The sequence below is a fragment of the Mycobacterium sp. NPDC050441 genome (assembly GCF_040655355.1).
Classification (GTDB): Bacteria; Actinomycetota; Actinomycetes; order Mycobacteriales; family Mycobacteriaceae; genus Mycobacterium.
This window is the reverse complement of sequence record NZ_JBFAJS010000014.1, coordinates 103,222-126,890: the sequence shown is the minus strand read 5'-3', so window position 1 is coordinate 126,890 and position 23,669 is coordinate 103,222. Positions and strand designations below refer to the sequence as shown.

The following is a 23,669-nucleotide window of genomic DNA, read 5'->3' as shown; positions in this document are numbered from 1 at the left end:
ATGACCAGCAGCGTCGGCTGGTTCGTCGTCGGCCTGATCGCCCTGGCGATCGGTGCTGAAGTGATGGTCCGCGGCGGTGCACAGTTGGCGGCGCGGCTCGGCATCAGCCCGATCCTGATCGGTCTGACCGTGGTGTCGATTGGCACCAGCCTTCCCGAGCTGGCCGTCGGCGTCACCGCCGCCACCGAGGGCAGTGGTGAACTGGCCGTTGGCAATATCGCCGGCACGAACGTGGTCAACATCCTGTTCATCCTCGGCCTCAGCGCGTTGATCCGCCCGTTGGCGATCAAGCAGCGGACATTGCGATTCGACTTGCCGGTGATGGCCGGCTCTGCGGTGCTGCTGTGGGTGCTGGCAGTCAACGGGGTGCTGTCGCGATCCGACGGGCTGATCTTGGTCGCCGGAGCCATCGTCTATACGGTGGTCCTGATCCGCATGTCACACCGGGAGAGCCGGGACGCGCGGGCCGGGTATGCCGAGGCTTTCGAGCTGGCACCGCCCGGCGATGAACCGAAACCTGTTGGCGGCAGCGTCGTTCGGCACATTGCGATGACGGTGGCCGGCATCGTCGTGGTGATCATCGGGGCCGAATGGCTGGTGGACGGGGCGGTGGGGCTCGCCCGCGAGTTGGGTGTGTCGGACGCACTCATCGGCTTGACCATCGTGGCGATCGGAACCTCGGCTCCGGAGTTGGTGACGACGATCGTCTCGACGGTGCGCGGCGAACGTGACATCGCGGTGGGCAACCTGCTCGGCAGCAGTGTCTACAACATTCTTCTTATCCTGGGCATCACCTGCCTCGTACCCGCGCACGGCCTGACGCTGACGCACAACCTCGTGTGGATCGACATCCCGCTCACGGTGGCCGCAAGTCTGGTGTGCATCCCGATCTTCGTCTCGGGCCGACGGGTGCACCGGGCCGAGGGGGCCGCGATGGTCGCGGCCTACCTCGGCTACCTGGTTTTCCTGCTGACTACCCAGTCCTGAACGAGCGGCGTCAGACGGAGAGGTCGCGCCGCAACTTGGCGACGTGACCGGTGGCGCGCACGTTGTACTGCGCGACGGCGATCTTGCCCTTCTCGTCGACGAGGAAGGTCGAGCGGATCACACCCTGAACGGTCTTGCCGTACATGGTCTTTTCGCCGAACGCGCCCCAGGCCGTCAATACCTCGCGGGAAGGATCGGACAGCAACGGGAAGGTCAGCTCTTCCTTGTCGCGGAACTTGGCGAGCTTCTCCGGCTTGTCGGGGGAGATGCCGATGACATCGAGTCCGGCGCCGTTGAGTTCGGCGAGGCTGTCACGGAAATCGCACGCCTGCTTGGTGCATCCGGGTGTCGATGCGGCGGGGTAGAAGTACACGATGACCTTGCGGCCCTTGTAGTCGGAGAGTTTGACGACGTTGCCGTCGGCGTCGGGCAGGCTGAAAGCCGGGGCGGTGTCTCCCACCTCGAGGCGCGGGGTTGGCGGCATTCGTGGGTATCCCTTCTTGTCGACCGGTTCCGTCGTCACGGTGCCGGCTGATCTAGGGTAGTGCGGCAGGGCAGCACGACATGGAGCGGCTTGGAGGAGCAAACAGTGGCGAACCGGGACCCGGAGAGCATCAAGCGGGACATTGATCAGGCTCGCGATCAGCTGGCGGTGACTGTCGACTCCCTGGCAGAGCGGGCCAACCCCCAGCGTCTGGCCGACGATTTCAGGTCGGCGGTAGTCGGCTTCATCAAGAAGCCTGTGGTGACGGCGTCATTGGCCGGTGCAGGATTACTGGTGGTGGTCGTCGTCGTGCGACGGATCAAGCGGCGCTGAGTAGATCCGCAGGGCACCTTGTGTGCCCTGCGGTGATTCGCCGCTCAGCGGCTCGCGCCCAATTCGCCGCTCAGCGGCTGAGTTCAATTCGCCGCTCAGCGGCGGCGGAACAGGAACCAGTCCGCCAACGAGAAACTCGGGGGATTGGCGACGCGACCCAGGCGGTTGCAGGTGTACACCATGACGGGCTGGTTCGCAGCAACAAATGCGGCGGTTGACACGGCGGTGGGATCGGCGGCACCTGCGGTAGCCATCAGCTAACACCCCTCATCTTGGCGTAATCGCCACGCGGTACCTGATCGCAATAAATCAGCTAACTTGAGATTAACACGGTTTCTGGCGTCTGACCAGCGGAAGCGCTGATATCAGGTTCTTAGCAGTAACTTACGCCTACGTCAACATATGGGCCATGCTGTGATTCGTCGAGTTACGTCACGGTTATCAGCACATTATCGAGGCATGTCGACGGCGTGGTTCTGGCTGTCGCTGAGGCCGCTCACCGCAAATTCAGGCGACGCCCCAGGTGGCGGATGAAACGTGGCCGCGTCATGCCGGATGAAATTCGCTCGATTCAGTGAAAAGTTTGCTGGCGTGTTGGCCTCCCGTGACGCGCCGTCGGTTCCTCTGCCCTGATCCACGCTGATTTCGTGGGAAAAACGGTTGGCAAACATGGATCCGTCTGGTAATCGCCCATGCCCTGCGCAACTCGGGGCCGAGCGGGCGCGGTAGCTGAAATCTGCTGCATAGCAGGGCGGGAACGGCTCTTTCTCGTCGAACCGGTTGCTAGTGCATAGGTGTCCAGCTAAGGTCGACGTCGGGTCGTGATTGGGGAGGCGGGCCTGGGTCTTGATCCCGACCGCAACACGGGACGATCGCGTGACAAGGGGGTATTGCGTTGCAGCTAACTTATTTTCCGTTTGCCAGGATTGCTGCATGGGCTATCGCCGGTAGAGCAAATCCCGACGGACTCATCGTCGGGATTCGCTGACAACACCCAATGGCTCATGTCGAACCTCCAAATGGTGATGTGGGCCGTGGTCACACCGACTGGAGGTAGCCATATGGCGCATGTGAGTGATGAAACCCTGGGCGATCTACGCAGGGAGCTCGACCGATTCAAGAGCGAGCAACACCGGGATCACGGCTATGCTGCCGCGCATCTGGCCGGTGCCGTGGAGATGTTGTTGGAAGAGGCTGAATCCAGCATCGGCGACCGACTGGCCGAGAGGTACCGAGCCTGATAGATGCACCGTCCCAGTAACTCTGAAACGCTGAAACGCAAAAACCCTGCCGAGGCAGGGTTTTTGGTTGGTGCGCCGTCAGGGTTTCGAACCCCGGACCCGCTGATTAAGAGTCAGCTGCTCTACCAACTGAGCTAACGGCGCGCGTGAGAGACAATAACAGGAGTTTCGCTCAACAGTGAAATCGGCTGGTGGCGGGCTTGGGACCACTTTCCGCTCGGCCCGATCCCGCCGGAACCCTTAGACTATTGCCAAGATTTGCCATCGACCGTGCGAGGGGTAGGACGAACATGGGGCAGGCCCAGACGGTGACCCGTCCATATCGGGGTGTGTTCCGGCGAGCGGTGGTTGCCATGGTGCCGGCGATGATGTTGGGCTTGACGGCGTGCGGGGGAGAGGACCCACAGGGGCCGCCGCCGGTGATCACCGACAAGGGCACTCCTTACGGCGATTTGTTGGTGCCCAGGGTGAACGCCTCGGTGACCGATGGCGCCGTCGGGGTAACCGTCGACGCGCCGGTCACGGTGAGCGCTGAGAACGGCGTGCTCGGCGGGGTCACCATGACCAATGAAGAGGGCGTCAGCGTCGCAGGGAAGTTCAGTGCCGACGGCCTGACGTGGTCGACCACCGACCCGCTCGACTACAACGAGCAGTACACCCTCAACGCGCAGTCACTGGGGCTCGGTGGCGTCGCCAACCGCAGGCTGCGGTTCGAGACGCACTCGCCGGCCAATCTGACGATGCCTTACCTCCTGCCGAACGACGGGGAGGTGGTCGGGGTGGGTCAGCCGGTGGCAATCCGCTTCGACGAGAACATCTCTGATCGCCTGGCCGCCCAGCGGGCCATCACCGTCAAGACCAATCCGCCGGTCGAGGGCGCGTTCTACTGGCTGAACAACCGCGAAGTGCGCTGGCGCCCAGCCAAATACTGGAAGCCCGGCACCTCGGTGGACGTCAACGTCAACTCCTATGGTGTTGCGTTGGGCGACGGGCTGTTCGGCCAGGGCAACGTCACCACCCACTTCACGATCGGCGATGAGGTGATCGCCTCCGCCGACGACACCTCCAAGACGCTGACCATTCGGCGCAACGGCGAGGTCGTCAAGGCGATGCCGATCTCGATGGGCAAGAACAGTTCTCCGACCAACAACGGGGTCTACATCGTCGGCGAGCGCTTCGACCATCTGGTGATGGATTCGTCGACCTACGGGGTACCGGTCAACTCGCCCAACGGTTATCGCACCGAGGTCGACTTCGCGACCCAGATGTCCTACAGCGGCATTTATGTGCACGGCGCCCCGTGGTCGGTTGGCAGCCAGGGCTACAGCAACGTCAGCCACGGATGTCTGAATGTCAGTACATCCAACGCCCGATGGTTCTACGAGAACACCAAACGGGGCGACATCGTGGAGGTCGTCAACACGGTGGGACCGGTATTGCCGGGCACCGAGGGCCTGGGGGACTGGAACATCCCGTGGGACCAGTGGCGCACCGGTAACGCCGCCACCTGACCCCCGCCCCGCTTACCCCCGCGGTAATCGACACATCGCCTCGTAACGGTGAATCTGGTTATGTCCCAGTTCAACACCGTGAAAGAGGTTCAGAAATGGCCGATGTTGCCGACACCGTCTCCGCGTACCTGAAGACCTGGAATTCGGTCGCCGCCACCGATCGACAGGCCCTGCTCGAGCAGCACTGGACGCGTGGGGCCAGCTACACCGACCCCCTCGCCGAGGTGAGCGGCCACGACGAGATATCCGGGGCGATCGCGGCCGTCCACACCCAGTTCCCGGGATATGTGTTCACGCTCGTCGGCGAGCCTGATGCGCACCACCGCCAGGCGCGGTTCCAGTGGGGTCTGGGTCCGCAGGATGCCGAACCGGTGATCCTCGGATTCGATGTGCTGACCACCGACGATCACGGCCGCATCCAGACCGTGCTGGGGTTCCTGGACCGGGTCCCGTCCTGACCGTTATCTCACTGAACGATCCAGAGCGGCAAGCGATTCGGCGATGAAGTCGGTGCCGAACGGTGGCATCCCGCCGATCTGGTCGCGGAAGCTCTGCGGGGTATCGGTCCAGTCGTAGGTGATGGTGACGTCGGTCTGCTCGCCGTTGGGGACCAGGTCGTAGCGCCACGACCAACCACCGGGGGCATGGTGGCCGTCTTCGTCCAGCTGGCCGGGCAACCACTCGATGGTGTGGTCCTGGTCGAAGACGGTCACCAGGTTGTGCATGACGTAGTGGCCGCCGGCGGCCGGCAGGAACATGTTGATCGCGAAGATCTGGCCGGTTCCGGTGATCGGCTGGGGGTCGATCGCGTCGCGTACCCAGTCGCCGGGTTCGGTGTCGCAGTGGCGGGCCGGGTCGGCGAGAACGGCGAACAACTCCGCCGGGGAGGCTGCGATGGTGCGCGTGACGACGTAGCGCTCTTTATCGACTGTGCTCTGCTGACTCATGCGCTTTCCTTTCCGTACAGGCGGGCGATGTCGGGGCTGTCCAGCCAGCCCGAGTATGTCGGCCGCGACGGCCAGCCCTCGGGTGAATCGAGCCACTCTTCCTGCCGGCCGTAGGGCAACAGGTCGATCAGGGCGAAAGAGTGGCTGAGTTGCTCGGTGCCACGGCCATTGGTGTGCCAGGTGCGGTAGATGGTGTCGCCGTCGCGCAGGAACACGTTGACCGCGAAGCCCTGGTTGGGGGCGGCGCCGACGTCGACGCCGAATGAACTCTCCGCCGACGAGTACCACTCCATCCGGTTACCGACCTTGTCGCGGTAGGTCAGAGCCTCCTCGATCGGACCGTTGGTGACGATGACGAAGCGGGCGTCGTAGTTGTCCAGGAAGTCGAGTCGGGTGAACTGTGAGGTGAAGCCCGTGCAACCGCCGCACTGCCATTCGGCGCCGTCGGTCCACATGTGGTGGTAGGTGATCAACTGCGTGTGGCCGCCAAACACGTCGGCCAGCCGCACCGGGCCGTCCGCGCCGATCAGCGTGTAATCGGGCAGCTCCACCATCGGCAGTCGCCGTCGTGCCGCCGCGATCGCGTCCAATTCCCGGGTGGCGGCCTTCTCCCGGCGCCGCAATTCGTCGAGCGCGGTCTGCCAGGTCTGCTGGTCGACTATCGGAGGCTTTCCTGTCGTCATGGACGGCTCCTGATTGTTCGTCGGTGAAAACACGGTCTCTCAAGTGGACCCACCGCGCGGCCGGAACTCATCGCACGCGGTAATGTCCGACGAACGAAGGGTGACCTAACACCTTGAGATGAACCATGGAGGTTGATCCAGAATGAGCGGTCAGCGAGCCGATGCAGCCGGGCTGCGTCTCCTCGTCGTCGGTGCCTCGTCGGGCATCGGCCACGCTGTTGCGGTCAGTGCCACCGAACGCGGCGCCAAGGTCGCCGTGGCCGCGCGACGTATCGACCTGCTGAATTCCCTGGCAGACGCCATCGGCGGCGTCGCCTACGAACTTGACGTCGAGGACTCCGCGGCCATCAGTCGCGTGGTCAATGACGCGGCTGACGCGCTGGGCGGCCTGGACGCCGTGGTGTTCACCAGCACGGTGATCCCGTTCGCCCACATCGAGGACACCGACGTGGCCACCTGGTTGCACGCGTTCAGCGTCAACACCGTCGGTGCCAACAACGTGTTGCGTGCCGCGACGCCCCGACTGGCCGAGAACGGCGTGGTCCTGGTGGCCTCCAGCTATGACGTGGGCCGTCCGCGGGCCGGTGTGGCGGCATACAGCGCGAGCAAGGCCGCTCTCGACGAGATCCTGAACTCCTGGCGTATCGAGCATCCAGAGCTGTCGCTGATTCGGGTGGGCGTCGGCCCAACCGACGACACCGAGATCCTGCGCGGTGCGGACCGCGACCTGCTGGACCAATTGGTCAAGACGTGGGTGGCCCAGGGCGCCCTGCCGGCCCGGATGTCGGCCCTGCGCGACGTCGCCAACACCCTGGTGTCGTTGGTGACCACCGCCTACGAGAATCCGACCGTGGTGCCCGAGATCGTGCAACTCGCCCCACGGATCAAGAAGAAGACGGACTCGGTCGACGCGACGAAGTAGTCCGCTGTAGTCCGCAATTCGATCCCGCGGCCGGTGATTCCGGTCGCTGCGATACCTCCGAGGTCGTGAGGGCCGTTCGGTCACAAGGCCTTTGGCCCCATCTGGCGTGCTTGGGCTGCGCGCACTCCGCGACGCATGTCCGAGACCAAATGTCGGTGCGCCACATGTGGCGATCTTGCCGAACCTGAAGCTGCTTCCGGCCGGCTTTTCTATGAGTTTCACCAGATTCATTGATAATGACAATCATAATCAATAACTTGGACGCTTCGGGTAGCCGGTCTACAAGGAGGGTTTCTCATGGCCGCGGTATGGATGGCCTCGCCGCCGGAGGTGCATTCAGCGTTGCTGACCAGCGGCCCGGGTCCCGGTGCGATGTTGGCTGCGGCCGGCGCGTGGTCGTCGTTGAGCGTCGAATATGCCGCGGTGGCAACAGAACTCGTGGCGGTGTTGGGTGCGGTACAAGCGGGAGCGTGGCAGGGTCCGAGTGCGGAACGGTACGTGGCTGCTCATCTTCCGTACCTGGCGTGGTTGCACCAGGTCAGCGCCGACACGTCGGCGATCGCCGTCCAGCATGAAACCGCAGCCGCGGCCTATGCCAGTGCATTGGCGGCGATGCCCACCCTGGCAGAGTTGGCCGCCAACCATGCACGGCAGGCGGTGCTGGTATCCACCAACTTCTTTGGAATCAACACCATTCCGATCGCGGTGACCGAGGCCGACTACGTGCGGATGTGGATCCTGGCTGCCACCACGATGACCGTCTATCAGGCGGTGTCCGAGACGGCGGTGGCATCCACCCCGGCCCCGCCGGTGGCGCCGCGGATCCTGCACAGCGACCACGACCACGATCACGACGGCGACCATGACCATGACGGCGACCATGACCACGACGGCGGCCATGACCACGACGGCGACCATGACCATGACGGCGACCATGACGACCATGGCCACGGCGACCTGAGCCCGCTCGACCCGCGGTGGTGGCTGGAAGTCGGTCAAGAGCAGCTGGAGAACATTCACCTACTGATCGACAATCTGCTGAACGATCCCGCTGCGCTGTTGACCAATCTGCCTATGGTGCTGGCCGACATGGCCTTCCATGCGGCTCAGCTGCTGCAGGTCGTTGTTCAGTTGTCCCCGGCGCTGATTCAGCCCGCTCTGAGCGTGGTGATTGCCAACCTGGGGTGGGCGATCACCGGCCTGGCCGCAATCCAGCCGCCCGTCTCAGTCGGCGCGGAAGTTCCGGCCGGCAGCGACTCTGGATCCTGGCCTGCCGCCGGGAGCACGTCGACGGTGCCGAGCGGCTCACCGGCTCCGACTGCGCCTTCGGCTCCCGCGGCCCCCTCGACCGGCGGGTCGGCGTCGGCAACCGCCGCCTCCGGATCGGCGCCCTCGGCTGCCCCTGGTGGTGGACCGGGATTCTTCCCGCCTTACCTGATCGGTTCGCCCGGTGCCGCCGTCCCGGCCGCCGCGCGAGCCAACGTTGCAGCGGGCGCCAAGAAGAAAGCCGCAGCGCCCGATACCGCCGGGGCCGCAGCCGGCGAACTGGCCCGCGAGGCGCGGGCCCGCCGACGCCGACGAGCCGGGATGCGGGACAGAGGTCATGGCAACGAGTACATGGACCTCGAGGCTGATCCGGACGGTGGCACCGCACCGGACGCGTCGCCGACGGTATCGGATCGCGGTGCGGGGCCACTGGGCTTTTCCGGGGTGCTCGACAAGCCGGATGCGACGACGACGGGATTGACGACGTTCGGTGAGGCCGGGTTCGGTGAAGGTCCGACGGCGCCGATGCTGCCGTCGACGTGGGATCCAGACCTCAAGGGTTGAGAAGGTTGAGTAGGCGCCGGGCGCGGTGAGACGGGTCGTGCTCGTCGTCTGGTCACGCAGATGGCTGCACCCAGCTGCGACACTCGCTGCGTGCAATGGGACTGGCTTGTTCTTGGGGCGTTGGTATGTGCACTTGTGGGCTGGCTGCTCCGGCTCACAAGGTCCGGCGCCCCGCGCCTGCGACTCGTGGCCAACATTCTGTTGATCGGTGGATTGTCCGTCGCCGCGGCCGTCGTGGCGCTGTACATGGCGTTCGTTGCCCTGCTGCTCTACTTGCCGGCGGCCAGGGTCTTCGACGACGGGTGGCCATTGACCGCTGCGGTCTGGTCGCAGGCGGCATCGATGTTCGTCGTCGTCGTGATCGCACTGCGGCGAAATCTGCTCAGTCGGCTTCCAGTGCTGGTGTTCGCCGTGACGACGCTGGGTTTCAGCGCCTGGCTGTTCCTGCATCCGTTGGAATGGCTCCCACATCCGAGCTGAGCGGCAGGAGGGCCGCAAACCAGAAACGCCGCCTGCTTGCGCAGACGGCGTTCCCGATATCGGGGTGGCTGACGGGACTCGAACCCGCGACAGCCAGGATCACAACCTGGTGCTCTACCAACTGAACTACAGCCACCATCGCCGCGCTGCCTTTCGGCATATGCGGCTCGTAGATACTAACTGCTCGGGTGTCCTACCGCCGAATCGGTTTCGGTCGCGTCGTCCTTCGGTGGGCCGAGCTCGGCCGCGATCGCAGCGATGTCGCTGGTAGACGGCCCGGGCTGGGCGACGAACGCGGTCGAGCGGTAGTACTTGAGTTCGCGGATCGACTCGTGGATGTCGGCCAGGGCGCGGTGTGCGAGGCCCTTCTCCGGCTGGCCGAAATAGATCCGGGGGTACCAGCGGCGGCACAGTTCCTTGATCGAGCTGACATCGATCATCCGATAGTGCAGGTAATCGTCGAGTTTGAGCATGTCGCGGGCGATGAAGCCGCGATCGGTGGCGATCGAGTTGCCGGCCAGGGGAGCGGACTTGGCCGTCTTGACGTGGCCGCGGATGTAGTCGAGCACCATCTCTTCGGCGGTGGCCACATCGACGGTCGACGCTCGGACTTCTTCGATCAACCCGGACCGCGTGTGCATCTGTTTGACCACGTCGACCATGGACGACAGCGCCTCGTCGTCGGTGTGAATAACCACGTCCAGGCCGTCACCGAGGATGTTCAGGTCAGCGTCGGTGACCAGAACCGCAATCTCGATCAGACGATCGGACTTGAGGTCGAGGCCGGTCATCTCGCAATCGATCCATACCAGTTCGTCTCGCACGAAGATCCACAGTATTCCCATACCGGTCGGCGAGCCGCGACACCCACCGCACGCGCCGACTGACAAGTAGTGTCAGACCCCGATTGGCTCGTTCGCGCAAACTGGGAGGACCGCGGCATGACCACCGAATCGACAGCCACCCCCGCGCAGCAGATTGCTGCCGGCTACGCAGTCGAAGGCCAGGCACTGGAATTGGGAACGGTCGTCGTCGACGGCGCCGTCGACCCGACCGCGCATGTCCGTATCCCGTTGGCCACGGTCAACCGGCACGGGTTGATCGCGGGCGCCACCGGTACCGGCAAGACCAAGACGCTGCAGGTGATCGCCGAGCAGCTCTCGGCCGCCGGCGTTCCAGTCGTGATGGCCGACGTGAAGGGCGACCTGTCGGGCTTGTCGAAGCCCGGCGAGGCCAACGACAAGACCGAGCAGCGGGCCAAGGACACCGGTGACACCTGGACGCCGACGGCGTTCCCGGTGGAGTTCCTGTCGCTGGGCACGGAGGGCATCGGGGTACCGGTGCGGGCCACGATCACCAGTTTCGGCCCGATCCTGCTGTCGAAGGTGTTGGGCCTCAATGCAACCCAGGAGTCCACGCTCGGCCTGATCTTCCACTGGGCCGATCAGAAGGGCCTGCCCCTGCTGGACATCAAGGACCTGCGTTCGGTGATCCAGTTCCTCACCGGTGATGAGGGCAAGCCCGAACTCAAGGCGCTCGGGGCGGTGTCGACCACGACGGCGGGCGTCATCCTTCGGGCCCTGGTCAACCTGGAGGCCGAGGGCGCCGATTCGTTCTTCGGTGAACCCGAGCTGGAGCCCAAGGATCTGCTGCGCACCGACGCTCAGGGCCGCGGCGTCATCAGCCTGCTGGAGTTGGGTTCGCAGGCCGCGCGACCGGTGATGTTCTCCACGTTCCTGATGTGGGTGCTGGCCGATCTGTTCACGTCCCTGCCCGAGGTCGGCGACATCGACAAGCCCAAGTTGGTCTTCATCTTCGATGAGGCACATCTCCTTTTCACCGACGCGTCCAAGGCGTTCCTGGAACAGGTCGAGCAGACCGTCAAGCTGATCCGCTCGAAGGGCGTCGGCGTGTTCTTCTGCACGCAGCTGCCCACCGATGTGCCCAACGAGGTGCTGTCGCAGCTGGGTGCCCGGGTGCAGCATGCGTTGCGCGCGTTCACCCCTGACGACCAGAAGGCGCTGTCGAAGACGGTGCGCACCTACCCGAAGACCGATGTCTACGACCTGGAGAAGGCGCTGACGTCGTTGGGGATCGGCGAGGCTGTGGTCACGGTGCTCTCGGAGAAGGGCGCGCCGACACCGGTGGCCTGGACGAGGATGCGGGCGCCGCGGTCGTTGATGGACACCATCGGGAACGACGCGATCACGGCCGCCGCCAAGGCCAGCCCGCTGCAGGCGACGTACGGCCAGACCGTGGATCGCGATTCGGCCTATGAGCGGCTGACCGCCAAGCTGGCCCCGCCGCCGGCCGCCGACGATCCGGGCGGCTTCGGCGGTGTCGAGGCCTCGGGCGAAATCGAGGCGATGCCGGCCCCGGCGCAGCCGGCAGAGCCGGGGATGCTCGAGCAGGTGCTCAAGAGCTCGGCGTTCAAGAGCGCGATGCGCTCGGCGGGCACCGTTCTCGGCCGCGAGATCACCCGCAGCATCTTCGGAACGGGCCGCCGCCGCTGAGAGCGCCGCGAAGCTCTAGCCCCCGCCGAGCTTCTTGTAGACGGCGCCCACGATCGGCGTGACGATGGCCCGCGGCGCGTAGCCGCTGGCCATCGACATGGCCTTTGAGGTCACCCCGGGTACCACCCGCATCTTGTTCTTCTCCAGGCCGTCGAGCGACAGCTTGGCGGTGTATTCGGTTGAGATCCACAGGAAGTCGGGAATCAGCCGCTCGACCAGGGATTGCTCGGCCGCGTCGGGCAGATCGGTGCGCACCGGGCCCGGCGCCAGCACGGTGACGTGTACGCCGGCGTTCTTGAGCTCGCCACGCAGCGACTCGCTGAACGTGTTGGCGAACGCCTTGGAGGCCGCGTAGGTGGCGTTGTTGGGGATCGGTGAGTTGCCTGCCGCGGATCCGGAGGTCAGGATGCCGCCGGATCCGCGTTTGACCATCCCTGGCAGCACCGCCAACACCAGATCGTGCACGCCGAGGACGTTGAGCTGCACCTGTGCCTTCTCGCCGGCCGGATCGAGGTCGACGACCGGGCCGAAAGTGGCGGTGCCCGCGTTGGCGCACAGGATCGAGATCTCGCGCTGGGCGAGTTCGTCGCACAGGACGCCCCGTGCTGTGGGGTCGGCGAGGTCGACGGCGCGCACCTCGACAGTGACTCCGTAGCGCTCGGTGAGGCGCTGGGCGAGGGAGGTCAGCACGTCCTCCCGCCGCGCGGTGATGATCAGGTGGTGGCCGCGGGCTGCGAGTTCGGTGGCCAACGCTTCGCCGATGTTCTGTGAGGCGCCGGTGACGACGGCACGGGCATCCGGACTGGGGGCGGGTACTGGCATGCGGCCAATCCTAAGAGGAGCGGGAGGCCATAAGGTGGCGGGCATGATGAACCCAGGGCGGGCGAGGGTGCTCGCGTGGGCATTGTGGGACTGCGGTGCGACGGGCCTCAACGCCATCGCCGTGACATTCGTCTTCTCGGTGTACCTGACCGGCAGCGTCGGCGCGGACCTCCCTGGGGACACCACGCCGGCCAGCTGGCTGGGGCGCGCCATGACGGTTGCCGGTCTCGCGGTGGCCCTGCTGGCCCCGGTCACCGGAATCTGGGTCGATGCGCCGGAGCGGCGGCGTCGGGTGCTGGCGGTGATGACCGGTGCGGCCGTGCTGTTGACGTCGGCGATGAGCCTGATCCGTGACGACCACCGCTTCCTGCTGCCGGGGCTTGTGCTGTTGGCCTGCACCGCAGCCTGCAACGAGCTGGCCACGGTGCCCTACAACGCGATGCTGCGACAGTTGTCCACGCCCGAGACTTCCGGGCGGATCTCCGGGCTCGGCCTGGCGTTGGGCTACGCGGGCAGTGTCGTGCTGTTGCTGCTGGCTTACGTCGGGTTCATTGCCGGTGACGGCGATACCCGTGGGCTGCTGGGCATTCCGGTCGCGGACGGGCAGAACGTGCGGGCGGTGATGCTGCTCACCGCGGTCTGGTTCGTGTTGTTCGCGCTGCCGATCTTCGTGATGGTTCCTCGCGTGCCCGCCGTCGGCGTGGTCGAACGCGTCGGCTTCTTCGGCGCCTACCGCAAATTGTGGGCCGAGATCCGCGGTGAATGGCAACGCGACCACAACGTCGTCTACTACCTGGTGGCGAGCGCGGTGTTCCGCGACGGGTTGGCCGGGGTTTTCACGTTCGGAGCGGTACTCGGTGTCAACGTCTACGGGATCTCCCAGGCGGATGTGCTGTTGTTCGGGATCAGTGCCTGTGTGATCGCGGCGGTCGGGGCTGTCAGCGGTGGTCTCCTCGATGATCGGGTGGGTTCCAAACCCGTCATCGTCGTGTCGCTGGTCTGTCTGATCGTGGTGGCGCTGTCCCTGCTGATGCTGTCGGGGCCCGTGGCCTTCTGGGTGTGTGGCCTGCTGCTGTGCCTGTTTATCGGGCCGACGCTGTCCGCAGCACGCAACTTGATGCTGCGGATCACCGCTGACGGCAAGGAGGGCGTGGCGTTCGGGCTCTACACCACCGTCGGGCGCGCGGCGTCGTTCCTGGCGCCGTGGCTGTTCTTCACGTTCATCGACATCTTCGGCGCCGACCGTGCCGGGATGGGCGGCCTGGTGCTGGTGCTGGTGCTCGGACTGGCCGGCATGTTGGCCGTACGGGTGCCCACCCGCCAGCCCGGCCCCGCCGTGACGACGTCGTGAGCTGACGACGGATGATTCGTCGGAGCCGCCCCTGAGTCGTCGGCCGACGACTCAGGGAGTGCCGACGCAGATCGTGATTCCCGAGCCGGTGCGATGTTGGGTCTGTACGCCGTTGACGGTCACGGTGCAGGCCACTTCGGGGCCGAAATTCACGACGCTAACGCTGGCGGTTTCGGTCGCCGGCTGAGCCAGTTCGACCTGCTTGCTCCACGGCAGCATGACGTTGAACTCGGTCTGGAGCATGTTGCCGGTGTCCAGGTAGGTGATGTTGATGGCCCGGCCCTCGCCGGTGACCTCGTAGGTGACGGTCTCGGTTGCCCCGGGTGTGGTCTCCGTGGGCGGGGCGCCGGCGGGCGGAGGGACCGGCCGCGGTGCGCGCGAGGTCGTGGTGGTGGGCTTCGGCGACGTGCTGAAGCTGGGCTGCGGAGTGATGGGTTGCGGCGCGACCACGGTTTCCTGGCTCGACCCGTTGGCGATCACCAGCGCGACGACCAGGCCGAGGGCGACCAGGACTGCCACCCCGGCCAGGATCCACAGCCACAGCCGGGGTTCGTGACCATCGGGCTCCGGCGGCGGAGTGGGCGCGCCCGGCGACTGGCCGGTTGCGCTGGGGTCGTATCCGTAGGGAGGCTGGGGAGGCAGCTGTTGGGTGGGATTCGGGGACGCCTGCGGTGGCGTACCGGGCACAGCCGGGTACGCGGGATACGGCGGCTGGTTCGAGTACGCCGGATCTGGATAGTTCACGGGGTAGCCGCTACCCAAAGATTGGGTCGGTTCGGACCCGTCGCGGCGTGGTGAATCGGTCATGCCCACCTCATGGCTGCGAGGGTACCTGTGCGGATGCTCAGTCCGCTGCGGCCGAGGTCCCAGCGATTGGGCGGCGGTGAGAGATGCTGGAGTGGAATGCGGAAGTGACAGGAGGGCGCGAGGTGGCCGCGGATCGGCATGTGCGGGTGAACTACGGCGCGTCGTTGTCACCGGATGCGACGGCCTTTGCCCACTTGGTCGACGACGGCGGCTATCCGCGCGCGGTGCAGCGTTTCCTGCGCGGATGGCGGGCCAGTTCCTCGCGTGACGTCGAGCTGCCCGTGGTGGGTCCAGTGACGAAAGTCATCCATTCCGCCGACGGCCATTGGCTGGCCTGCGAGGTGGCTCCCGAAGGCGGGACCCGCAGCCAGATCTGGGTGGTGACGACCGATCCCGACGACCGGGATGCGCGTCGGATCGACTACTGGCCGCCCGACGCCGAGGGCACCGCGGAACTGATCAGTTGGGACGGCACCCAGATTGCGGCGATCCTCACCGGGCAGGACGGCGTCGGCAGCTCATGTCTGATCGATCCGGCCACCGGGGACACTCTGGTGCTCGACCGGCGCTCGGGCGGCCGGCTGGTGGACGCGTGGGCGGGAGCCTCGCTCGTGCGGGTCGGCCCACGTGGATACCAGGAGCTCATCATGCTGTGGGGGCTCACCGAGATCGCGCTGCTGCCATCAGATCCCGGCTCGGTCACCGATTTCGGTGTGATTCTCGACGATCACACACCGCGCAGGCTCCGCAGTGGTTTCGACGGCGAAACCAGGCTTTACCACCCAGCCGGCACCTACGAACCCAACAGCACCGAAGGTTTCGTGCGGGCTCTGATCCGCAGCGACAACGGCGCCTCCCACGCCCGGCTCCTGGAGGTCACGGTCACCGCCGAGGGCGTGACCTATCACGTGGTCGCCGAGCGGGCCGGCTATGAGCTCGACGAGTTCGTGGTCAGCGACGATCTGTCCACCGTCGCGTTGTTGTGGAACATCGACGGTCGCAGCGAGTTGCAGATCCTGGAGTATGCCGACGAGACGTTGTCGGTGCCGATTGCGCTGCCCGGCCCCGTTGCCGGCGAGCTGAGCATCAGCGCGGGCGGGTCCATGGTGGCGGTGACCGTGCAGGGGCCGTCGCTACCGCGCACCGTCGAGCTCGTCGATCCACGCTCGCTGGAGTGGGAGCGGATCGACCGGGAACCCAGCCGCGGCCCGCTCACCTCGGCGCCGACACTGGAACGGATCAGCGCGCGCGACGGTTTGGAACTCACCGGGTGGCTGTACCGGCCGGCGGTCGAGGTGGTCGGCGCGGTGATGTTCCTGCACGGCGGTCCAGAGGGGCAGGCGCGGCCCGAATACAACGAGATCTTCCCGGCCCTGCTGGAAGCGGGTTTCGCGGTGTTGACGCCGAATGTGCGCGGTTCGGGCGGATTCGGCCGGGCGTTCGTGCACGCCGACGACAAGGAGTTGCGGTTCGCCGCGATCGACGACGTCGCCGATTGTGCGAAGTATCTGGTTGACCGGGGCGTTGCGCCGGCCGACCGGCTCGCCTGTACCGGATGGTCGTACGGCGGCTATCTGACGCAGGCGGCGCTGGCCTTCCATCCGGAGTTGTTCGTGGCCGGCATCAGCATCTGCGGGATGAGTGATCTGAACAGCTTCTACCACACCACCGAGCCGTGGATCGCGGCAGCGTCCTATCCCGAATACGGCCACCCGGTCGCGGATCGTGATCTGCTGGAAAGGCTTTCGCCGTTGCCGAAGGCTGATGCGGTAATCGCCCCGTTGCTGCTGGTGCACGGTGGAAACGACACCAACGTGCTGCCCGATGAATCGCACCAGATGTACGACGCGCTGATGGAGCGCGGGCGCACCGTCGAACTGCTGATCTTCGACGATGACGGACACGAGATCGTCAAACGGGAGAACCGCGCGGTGCTGGTCGATGCCGCCACCCGTTGGCTGTCCAAGGCGTTCGGTGCCTAGCCGGCAGTGAGTGCCGCCAGCGTCATCCGGCGCAGTACCGCGCGTGAATGTGTCTTGGGGACAGCGGGTCTCACGCTGTACGGGGTGGAGTTCAGCAGGCCGAACGCGGCGTGCGCCATCACGCGGGCGTCGTCCTCGGCCAGGTCCGGGTTGACCTGCGTCAGGACTCCCACCCAGATCTCCACGTACTGCCGCTGGGACCGTCGCACCTGACGCTTGGCGGCGTCCGGTAGATGGGCCAGGTCGCGGTCCTGGATGCGGATCAGGTCGGGCTCGCCGAAGACGAAGTCGAGGTGGAAGTCCACCAGACCATTGAGGGTGTCGGCGGGCGGGGCGCTTCGGGCGGTGACCTCCTGTGCGCCCGCGAGCAGGCGGGTACTGATCCCGACTAGCAGTTCGACCAGGAGGGCCTCTTTGTTGGGGAAGTGCCGATAGATGGCCGGTCCGGAGATGCCGACCGCCGAGCAGATGTCGTCGAGGCGTACCGCGAGGTAACCGCGTTCGGCCACAAGCCGTTCGGCGGCAGCGATCAGTTGGCTGCGGCGGTCGGACTTGGCCTTGCTGCGACGTGTGACGGCGCTGTCGGACATGGCGCCTTTCGGGGGTAGACAACTCAGTTAATGAAAACTAACCTACCATCAGTTAGTTGTCATTAACCGAAATGGGAGCCGCCTTGTCATCGCACCGCGACGAGCATCTGGCGCTGGTTGGGGAGTTGCGCGCCAAGCTCGCCACCGCCGCCCTCGGTGGCCCCGAGCGGGCCCGTCAACGCCACGTCGACCGGGGTAAATTGCTGCCCCGCGACCGGGTCGACGGCCTGCTGGACCCGGGCAGTCCGTTCTTGGAGGTCGCCGCACTGGCCGCCGACGGGATGTACGACGACGAGTGCCCCGGCGCCGGGATGATCGCGGGCATCGGTCGGGTCTCGGGCCGCGAATGCCTGATCGTCGCCAACGACGCGACCGTCAAGGGCGGCACCTATTACCCGGTCACCGTCAAGAAGCATCTGCGCGCACAGGAGATCGCGTTGCAGAACAAGCTGCCGTGCATCTACCTCGTCGACTCCGGCGGGGCCTTCCTGCCGCGCCAGGACGAGGTGTTCCCCGACCGCGAACACTTCGGCCGGATCTTCTACAACCAGGCCACGATGAGCGCGCAGGGCATCGCCCAGATCGCCGCCGTGCTGGGCTCGTGCACCGCGGGCGGGGCCTACGTGCCCGCGATGAGCGATGAGGCCGTCATCGTGCGCAACCAGGGCACGATCTTCCTGGGTGGCCCGCCACTGGTGAAGGCCGCTACCGGTGAGGTCGTCACCGCCGAGGACCTCGGGGGCGGGGATCTGCATTCCAAGACCTCCGGCGTCACCGACCACCTGGCCCACGACGACCGCGACGCCCTGCGGATCGTGCGCAACATCGTCGCCACCCTGGGCCCGGCCGAGGCGCCGCCGTGGGCCGTGACGCCCACAGTGGACGCCGTCGCCGACCAGACCGAGCTCTACGACGTGGTCCCGGTCGACGCCCGGGTTCCCTACGACGTGCACGAGGTGATCACCCGCATCGTCGACGGCGGCGAGTTCAACGAATTCAAGGCCGAGTACGGCACCACCCTGGTCACCGGGTTCGCCCGCATCCACGGCAACCCGGTCGGCATCGTCGCCAACAACGGTGTGCTGTTCGGCGAATCCGCGCTCAAGGGAGCACATTTCATCGAACTGTGCGACAAGCGCAAGACGCCGCTGCTGTTCCTGCAGAACATCGCCGGTTTCATGGTCGGCCGCGACTACGAGGCCTCGGGCATCGCCAAGCACGGCGCCAAGATGGTCACCGCGGTGGCCTGCGCCCGGGTGCCGAAGCTGACCGTGGTGATCGGCGGCTCCTACGGCGCGGGCAACTACTCGATGTGCGGACGCGCCTATTCGCCGCGGTTCCTGTGGATGTGGCCCAACGCCCGCATCTCGGTGATGGGCGGCGAGCAGGCCGCTTCGGTGCTGGCCACCGTGCGCGGCGACATGAGCGCCGAGGAGGAAGAAGAGTTCAAGGCGCCGATCCGCGCCCAATACGAGCACCAGGGCAACCCGTACTATTCGACGGCCCGGCTCTGGGATGACGGCGTGATCGACCCGGCCGACACCAGAACCGTGCTCGGACTTGCCCTTTCGGTTGTCGGCCAGGCTCCGCTGGAGCCGGTCTCCTACGGCGTATTCCGGATGTGATGGTGATGATGAAGAGCCTCGGATTCGACACAGTCCTCGTGGCCAACCGTGGCGAGATCGCGGTGCGGGTCATCCGCACCCTGCGGGCCATGGGCATCCGGTCGGTCGCGGTGTTCAGCGATGCCGACGCCGGCGCCCGTCATGTCCTGGAGGCAGACGTGGCGGTGCGTATCGGACCTGCCGCGGCCCGGCAGAGCTACCTCGATATCGCTGCAGTGGTCTCTGCCGCGCAGCGCACCGGGGCGCAGGCGGTGCACCCCGGGTATGGCTTCCTTTCCGAGAACGCGGAGTTCGCCGCCGCGCTACAGGCCGCAGGAATCGTGTTCATCGGCCCGCCCGCTGCGGCGATCGCCACGATGGGCGACAAGATCGCGGCCAAGGCCGCGGTGTCTGCATTCGGTGTCCCTGTCGTACCCGGCATCTCGCGTCCGGGCCTGACCGATGAGGACTTGATCGCGGGGGCGCCGGAGGTCGGTTTCCCGGTACTGGTCAAACCGTCGGCGGGCGGGGGCGGCAAGGGTATGCGAGTGGTGGAGCAGGCCGCGGACCTTCCGGCCGCCCTGGTGAGTGCCCGGCGCGAGGCGGCCGCGGCCTTCGGCGACGACACCCTGTTCCTGGAACGATTTGTGTTGCGGCCCCGCCATATCGAGGTGCAGGTGCTCGCCGACGGACACGGCAACGTGATCCATCTGGGCGAGCGGGAATGCAGCCTGCAGCGCCGGCACCAGAAGGTCGTCGAAGAGGCGCCCTCACCGCTGTTGGATCCGGCCACCCGGGCCCGCATCGGTGCGGCCGCATGCGACACCGCGCGTAGTGTCGATTACACGGGCGCCGGCACGGTGGAGTTCATCGTGTCCGCCGATGCGCCCGACGAGTTCTTCTTCATGGAGATGAACACCCGGCTTCAGGTGGAACATCCGGTCACCGAGATGGTCACCGGCGTCGACCTGGTGGAACAACAGGTCCTCATCGCGGCCGGGGAGAAGCTCGCGATCGGCCAGGACGATGTCGTCATGGCCGGGCATGCGGTGGAGGTCCGGGTGTACGCCGAGGACCCGGCCAACGGCTTCCTGCCGACGGGCGGGCCCGTGCTCGGACTGCGCGAGCCCAACGGGCCCGGGGTCCGGGTGGATTCCGGTCTGACCGCGGGCACCGTCGTCGGCAGCGACTACGACCCGATGTTGTCGAAGGTCATCGCTCACGGCGCCGACCGGGCGGCGGCGCTGCACAAGCTGGACCGGGCGCTGGCCGATACGGCGGTACTGGGCCTGACCACCAACACCGAGTTCCTGCGTTTCCTACTGGCCGATCCCGATGTGGCCGCGGGCCGGCTGGACACCGGCCTGTTGGACCGTCGGGCACCGGATTTCGCGCCCCAGGCGCTCGGCGATGCGGAGTTGATCGCGGCGGCGGCCTACCAGTGGATCAGCAACTGGACCGAGGCCGGTGACGATCTGTGGGCCCGGCCCACGGGGTGGCGGGTGGGGGAGCGTGCGCCGGCGGCCTTCCGGTTGCGGGCCGGCGACCGCACCGATCACGTGTACCTCACCGGCACTCCCGACCAGGCCACCGCCTCCGTCGAAAACGGTGAAACCCACACCGTCAGCGCGGCTTTCGTCGGGGATCGGTTCACCTTCACGCTCGACGGGATGCGGGCCGAGTACCTGGTCGCAACACAGCTGAGCGGCGGGATCGGTCAACTCTGGCTCGCCGGTGCCGGGCGCAGTTACGTCGTCGAGGAGGTGCGCGAGGCGCCGGTGCGACCCGACGACGAGCACAGCGGCGACGCCGAACTCGTCAGCCCCATGCCGGGATCGGTTGTCGCCGTGGGCGTTGCGAGCGGCGCCGAGGTGACCGCCGGAACCATGGTGGTCACCGTGGAGGCGATGAAGATGGAGCATGCGCTGACGGCCCCCACCGACGGTGTGGCCGAACTACTTGTCGCCGTCGGCGACCAGGTCAAGGTGGGCCAGCCGCTGGCCCGGATTACCGTTGCAACACAGGAGAACGAACAATGACGGACTTTCTGTCCACCGGCACTCTGCCGGATCACTACGCGGAACTGGCCAAGACCGTCCGCGACTTCGCCCAGAGCGTCGTCGCCCCGGTGGCCGCCAAACACGATGAGGAACACTCGTTCCCGTACGAGGTTGTGGCCGGCATGGCCGACATGGGCCTGTTCGGTCTGCCGTTCCCCGAGGAGTTCGGCGGCATGGGCGGTGACTACTTCGCGCTGTGCCTAGCCCTGGAGGAATTGGGCAAGGTCGATCAGAGCGTGGCCATCACGCTGGAGGCCGGGGTTTCGCTGGGCGCCATGCCGGTGTACCGCTTCGGCAACGACGCCCAGAAGGAAGAGTGGCTGCCGCTGCTGGCCAGCGGCAAGGCGCTGGGCGCGTTCGGCCTGACCGAGGCCGGCGGCGGCAGCGATGCCGGGGCCACCAAGACCACCGCCAAGATGGACGACGGTCACTGGATCATTAACGGCTCCAAGCAGTTCATCACCAACTCAGGTACCGACATCACCAAGCTCGTGACGGTCACGGCCGTCACCGGTGAGCGTGACGGCGGCAGGAAAGAGATCTCGTCGATCCTGGTGCCCGTGCCCATCGAAGGGTTCACCGCCGAACCGGCCTATAACAAGGTCGGCTGGAACGCGTCGGACACCCACCCGTTGAGCTTCGACGACGTCCGGGTGCCCGCCGAGAACCTGCTCGGCGAGCGGGGTCGCGGCTACGCCAACTTCCTGCGCATCCTCGATGAGGGCCGCATCGCCATCGCGGCGCTGTCGGTCGGTGTCGCCCAGGGCTGTGTGGACGAATGCGTCAAGTACGCCAAGGAACGTCAGGCCTTCGGCGCCGCCATCGGCACCTACCAGGCCATCGCTTTCAAGATCGCCCGGATGGAGGCCCGCGCCCACACGGCCCGCGCCGCTTACTACGACGCCGCGGCATTGATGCTGTCGGGCAAGCCGTTCAAGAAGGCGGCATCGGTGGCCAAGCTGGTGTCCAGCGAGGCAGCGATGGACAACGCCCGCGACGCCACCCAGATCTTCGGCGGCTACGGATTCATGAACGAATACCCGGTGGCACGCCATTATCGGGACAGCAAGATCCTCGAAATCGGCGAGGGGACAACGGAAGTGCAGTTGATGCTGATCGCGCGGGAGGCGGGCCTGTGACCGAGGGTGGGGACAAGAAGGTAATAGAGCAGCGCGGGCTGTGGTTCGAGGAGTTCGAGATCGGGGTCCGCTACCTGCACCGGCCCGGGCGCACCATCACCGAGGCCGACAACGTGCTGTTCACGACGCTGACCATGAACACCCAGGCGCTGCACCTCGATGCGGCGTTCTCCGATGCCCTGCCGCCGTTCAACGCGCGGTTGGTCAACTCGATGTTCACCCTGTCCACGCTCGTCGGCCTGTCGGTGGCCCAGCTGACCCAGGGCACCATCGTCGGCAACCTCGGATTCTCCGAGATCGCCTTCCCCAAGCCGCTTTTCCACGGTGACACGCTGTACGCCGAGACCGAGATCACCGAGAAGCGCGCGTCCAAGAGCCGGCCGGGGGAGGGCATCGTGACCCTCGCCCACACCGGCCGCAACCAGCACGGTGACATCGTGGCCACCGCGTCGCGCAAGACCATGGTGCGGATGCGCCCGGAGGGTGAGGCATAGATGGCACTGGGCAATAACGGGCCAGGTTGGTTGTTCTGCCCGGCCGATCGTCCTGAGCGGTTCGAAAAGGCCGCCGCGGCAGCCGATGTGGTGATTCTCGACCTCGAGGACGGGTGTGCGGCCAAGGACCGCCCAGCCGCCCGTCAGGCACTGATCGACACCCGGCTGGACCCGGCCCGCACGGTGGTGCGGGTGAATCCGACCAACACCGCCGACCATGAGCTCGACCTCAAGGCGGTCGCCGCCACCGACTACACCACGGTGATGCTGGCCAAGACCGAGCATGCCGATCAGGTGATGGCATTGGCACCGCTGGACGTCGTGGTGCTCATCGAGACCCCGCTGGCGGCGTTGAACGTGGTCGAGCTGGTGCAGCCCGACAACGCCTTCGCGGTGATGTGGGGCGCCGAGGATCTGTTCGCCGTCACCGGCGGCACCGCCAACCGCCGGCCCGACGGCACCTACCGCGACGTCGCGCAGCACGTGCGGTCGCAGACCCTGCTGGCCGCCAAGGCCTACGGGAAACTGGCGCTGGATTCGGTGTACCTCGACATCAAGGATCTCGAAGGTCTGCGGGCCGAGTCCGATGACGCGGTTGCCGTCGGTTTCGACGCCAAGGTGGCGATCCACCCGACGCAGGTCGCGGTCATCCGTTCGGCCTACGCCCCGACCGAGGAGCAGATCGCCTGGGCGCGGGCGGTGCTCGATCGGGTGGCAGGAGAACGTGGCGTTTTTCAGCACGACGGCCTCATGGTCGACGCTCCGGTGCTGCGCCGCGCCGAGCGCATCGTCGCCCTGGCCCCCTGACATCCCGTCTGCCCGTGAGGTGAAGGAACCCGACACGCCTGGAGATCCGTTACCGGCCTGGAGGCGGCCCAACTCGATTCGG

At 66.3% G+C, this 23,669-nt stretch carries 24 protein-coding genes and 2 tRNA genes; 16 read left to right on the top strand and 10 right to left on the bottom strand.

The annotated features are described in order from the left end of the window. Nucleotides 1–987 (top strand): calcium/sodium antiporter, encoded by a 987-nt coding sequence (locus AB0I14_RS30580; RefSeq protein ID WP_358030204.1) that lies wholly within the window; start codon nt 1–3, stop codon nt 985–987. A gap of 10 nt (nt 988–997) precedes the next feature. Here the strand turns inward: AB0I14_RS30580 and bcp are convergent, their stop codons facing one another. Continuing rightward, nucleotides 998–1,471 carry a thioredoxin-dependent thiol peroxidase gene (gene bcp, locus AB0I14_RS30575; protein WP_358030277.1) on the bottom strand — a complete coding sequence of 158 codons (474 nt, stop codon included), beginning with the start codon at nt 1,469–1,471 and terminating at the stop codon, nt 998–1,000. A gap of 105 nt (nt 1,472–1,576) precedes the next feature. Between bcp and AB0I14_RS30570 the strand changes: the two genes are divergently transcribed. Beyond that, nucleotides 1,577–1,804 carry a DUF3618 domain-containing protein gene (locus AB0I14_RS30570; protein ID WP_358030201.1) on the top strand — a complete coding sequence of 76 codons (228 nt, stop codon included), beginning with the start codon at nt 1,577–1,579 and terminating at the stop codon, nt 1,802–1,804. A 95-nt stretch (nt 1,805–1,899) separates the two neighbouring features. Here AB0I14_RS30570 and AB0I14_RS30565 read toward each other — a convergent pair whose 3' ends face one another. Beyond that, a complete protein-coding gene (locus AB0I14_RS30565; protein ID WP_358030199.1) occupies nt 1,900–2,058 on the bottom strand; it encodes a hypothetical protein in 159 nt (52 codons plus the stop codon). 807 nt (nt 2,059–2,865) lie between these two features. Here AB0I14_RS30565 and AB0I14_RS30560 point away from each other — a divergent pair. Continuing rightward, the gene (locus AB0I14_RS30560; protein ID WP_358030196.1) at nt 2,866–3,045 is read left to right on the top strand and encodes a hypothetical protein; all 180 of its coding nucleotides are present in this window, start codon (nt 2,866–2,868) and stop codon (nt 3,043–3,045) included. Nucleotides 3,046–3,113: 68 nt separating this feature from the next. On the opposite strand, the gene AB0I14_RS30555 is transcribed toward AB0I14_RS30560, so the two are convergent. Beyond that, nucleotides 3,114–3,189: transfer RNA gene (locus tag AB0I14_RS30555), tRNA-Lys, on the bottom strand. A 146-nt stretch (nt 3,190–3,335) separates the two neighbouring features. Between AB0I14_RS30555 and AB0I14_RS30550 the strand changes: the two genes are divergently transcribed. Together AB0I14_RS30550 and AB0I14_RS30545 are read left to right on the top strand one after the other, a co-directional pair. Next, a complete protein-coding gene (locus AB0I14_RS30550; protein ID WP_358030193.1) occupies nt 3,336–4,556 on the top strand; it encodes an Ig-like domain-containing protein in 1,221 nt (406 codons plus the stop codon). 95 nt (nt 4,557–4,651) lie between these two features. Further along, a complete protein-coding gene (locus AB0I14_RS30545; protein WP_358030190.1) occupies nt 4,652–5,014 on the top strand; it encodes a nuclear transport factor 2 family protein in 363 nt (120 codons plus the stop codon). A gap of 3 nt (nt 5,015–5,017) precedes the next feature. On the opposite strand, the gene AB0I14_RS30540 is transcribed toward AB0I14_RS30545, so the two are convergent. Both AB0I14_RS30540 and AB0I14_RS30535 read right to left on the bottom strand, forming a co-directional pair. After that, entirely contained in the window at nt 5,018–5,503 is a 486-nt protein-coding gene (locus AB0I14_RS30540; protein WP_358030186.1) for an ATPase, read from the bottom strand. Next, a complete protein-coding gene (locus AB0I14_RS30535; protein ID WP_358030183.1) occupies nt 5,500–6,186 on the bottom strand; it encodes a DUF899 family protein in 687 nt (228 codons plus the stop codon). The genes AB0I14_RS30540 and AB0I14_RS30535 overlap by 4 nt, the downstream gene beginning before the upstream one ends. 142 nt (nt 6,187–6,328) lie before the next feature. On the opposite strand from AB0I14_RS30535, the gene AB0I14_RS30530 reads away from it, so the two are divergent. The 3 genes from AB0I14_RS30530 (at nt 6,329) to AB0I14_RS30520 (ending at nt 9,418) form a co-directional block, all read left to right on the top strand. Next, entirely contained in the window at nt 6,329–7,108 is a 780-nt protein-coding gene (locus AB0I14_RS30530; protein ID WP_358030180.1) for an SDR family oxidoreductase, read from the top strand. Between the two features lie 297 nt (nt 7,109–7,405). Further along, entirely contained in the window at nt 7,406–8,938 is a 1,533-nt protein-coding gene (locus AB0I14_RS30525) for a PPE family protein (protein ID WP_358030177.1), read from the top strand. 186 nt (nt 8,939–9,124) lie between these two features. Further along, nucleotides 9,125–9,418: a hypothetical protein gene (locus AB0I14_RS30520; RefSeq protein ID WP_358030175.1), complete on the top strand. Its 294-nt coding sequence runs from the start codon at nt 9,125–9,127 to the stop codon at nt 9,416–9,418. A 63-nt stretch (nt 9,419–9,481) separates the two neighbouring features. Here AB0I14_RS30520 and AB0I14_RS30515 read toward each other — a convergent pair. Beyond that, nucleotides 9,482–9,554: transfer RNA gene (locus AB0I14_RS30515), tRNA-His, on the bottom strand. Nucleotides 9,555–9,594: 40 nt separating this feature from the next. Next, on the bottom strand, nt 9,595–10,242 hold the full coding sequence (orn, locus tag AB0I14_RS30510) for an oligoribonuclease (RefSeq protein WP_358030172.1): 648 nt from the start codon (nt 10,240–10,242) through the stop codon (nt 9,595–9,597). A 117-nt stretch (nt 10,243–10,359) separates the two neighbouring features. On the opposite strand from orn, the gene AB0I14_RS30505 reads away from it, so the two are divergent. Continuing rightward, the gene (locus tag AB0I14_RS30505) at nt 10,360–11,931 is read left to right on the top strand and encodes a helicase HerA-like domain-containing protein (protein ID WP_358030170.1); all 1,572 of its coding nucleotides are present in this window, start codon (nt 10,360–10,362) and stop codon (nt 11,929–11,931) included. A 15-nt stretch (nt 11,932–11,946) separates the two neighbouring features. On the opposite strand, the gene cmrA is transcribed toward AB0I14_RS30505, so the two are convergent. Then, the gene (gene cmrA, locus AB0I14_RS30500; RefSeq protein ID WP_358030167.1) at nt 11,947–12,753 is read right to left on the bottom strand and encodes a mycolate reductase; all 807 of its coding nucleotides are present in this window, start codon (nt 12,751–12,753) and stop codon (nt 11,947–11,949) included. A gap of 43 nt (nt 12,754–12,796) precedes the next feature. On the opposite strand from cmrA, the gene AB0I14_RS30495 reads away from it, so the two are divergent. After that, nucleotides 12,797–14,104: an MFS transporter gene (locus tag AB0I14_RS30495; protein WP_358030164.1), complete on the top strand. Its 1,308-nt coding sequence runs from the start codon at nt 12,797–12,799 to the stop codon at nt 14,102–14,104. A 51-nt stretch (nt 14,105–14,155) separates the two neighbouring features. On the opposite strand, the gene AB0I14_RS30490 is transcribed toward AB0I14_RS30495, so the two are convergent. Continuing rightward, complete coding sequence (locus AB0I14_RS30490) at nt 14,156–14,911, bottom strand: MmpS family transport accessory protein (RefSeq protein WP_358030161.1); 756 nt, start codon at nt 14,909–14,911, stop codon at nt 14,156–14,158. Nucleotides 14,912–15,015: 104 nt separating this feature from the next. Here AB0I14_RS30490 and AB0I14_RS30485 point away from each other — a divergent pair, with 104 nt between their 5' ends. Beyond that, nucleotides 15,016–16,893: an alpha/beta fold hydrolase gene (locus AB0I14_RS30485; RefSeq protein ID WP_358030158.1), complete on the top strand. Its 1,878-nt coding sequence runs from the start codon at nt 15,016–15,018 to the stop codon at nt 16,891–16,893. On the opposite strand, the gene AB0I14_RS30480 is transcribed toward AB0I14_RS30485, so the two are convergent. Beyond that, the gene (locus AB0I14_RS30480; RefSeq protein WP_358030155.1) at nt 16,890–17,483 is read right to left on the bottom strand and encodes a TetR/AcrR family transcriptional regulator; all 594 of its coding nucleotides are present in this window, start codon (nt 17,481–17,483) and stop codon (nt 16,890–16,892) included. The two genes, AB0I14_RS30485 and AB0I14_RS30480, sit on opposite strands and share 4 nt — an antisense overlap. A 71-nt stretch (nt 17,484–17,554) precedes the next feature. Between AB0I14_RS30480 and AB0I14_RS30475 the strand changes: the two genes are divergently transcribed. The 5 genes from AB0I14_RS30475 to AB0I14_RS30455 are packed head-to-tail and all read left to right on the top strand — an operon-like array spanning nt 17,555 to nt 23,587. Further along, entirely contained in the window at nt 17,555–19,108 is a 1,554-nt protein-coding gene (locus AB0I14_RS30475) for a carboxyl transferase domain-containing protein (RefSeq protein ID WP_358030275.1), read from the top strand. Nucleotides 19,109–19,116: 8 nt separating this feature from the next. After that, nucleotides 19,117–21,126, top strand: coding sequence for an acetyl/propionyl/methylcrotonyl-CoA carboxylase subunit alpha (locus AB0I14_RS30470; protein WP_358030272.1), 2,010 nt, complete (start codon nt 19,117–19,119; stop codon nt 21,124–21,126). Continuing rightward, nucleotides 21,123–22,286, top strand: a complete 1,164-nt coding sequence (locus AB0I14_RS30465; protein ID WP_358030151.1) for an acyl-CoA dehydrogenase family protein — start codon at nt 21,123–21,125, stop codon at nt 22,284–22,286. Before AB0I14_RS30470 ends, AB0I14_RS30465 begins: the two co-directional genes overlap by 4 nt. Continuing rightward, nucleotides 22,283–22,780, top strand: a complete 498-nt coding sequence (locus AB0I14_RS30460) for a MaoC family dehydratase (RefSeq protein ID WP_358030149.1) — start codon at nt 22,283–22,285, stop codon at nt 22,778–22,780. Before AB0I14_RS30465 ends, AB0I14_RS30460 begins: the two co-directional genes overlap by 4 nt. Beyond that, a complete protein-coding gene (locus AB0I14_RS30455; protein WP_358030146.1) occupies nt 22,781–23,587 on the top strand; it encodes a CoA ester lyase in 807 nt (268 codons plus the stop codon). It abuts the gene before it with no gap. Nucleotides 23,588–23,669 lie beyond the last annotated feature (82 nt).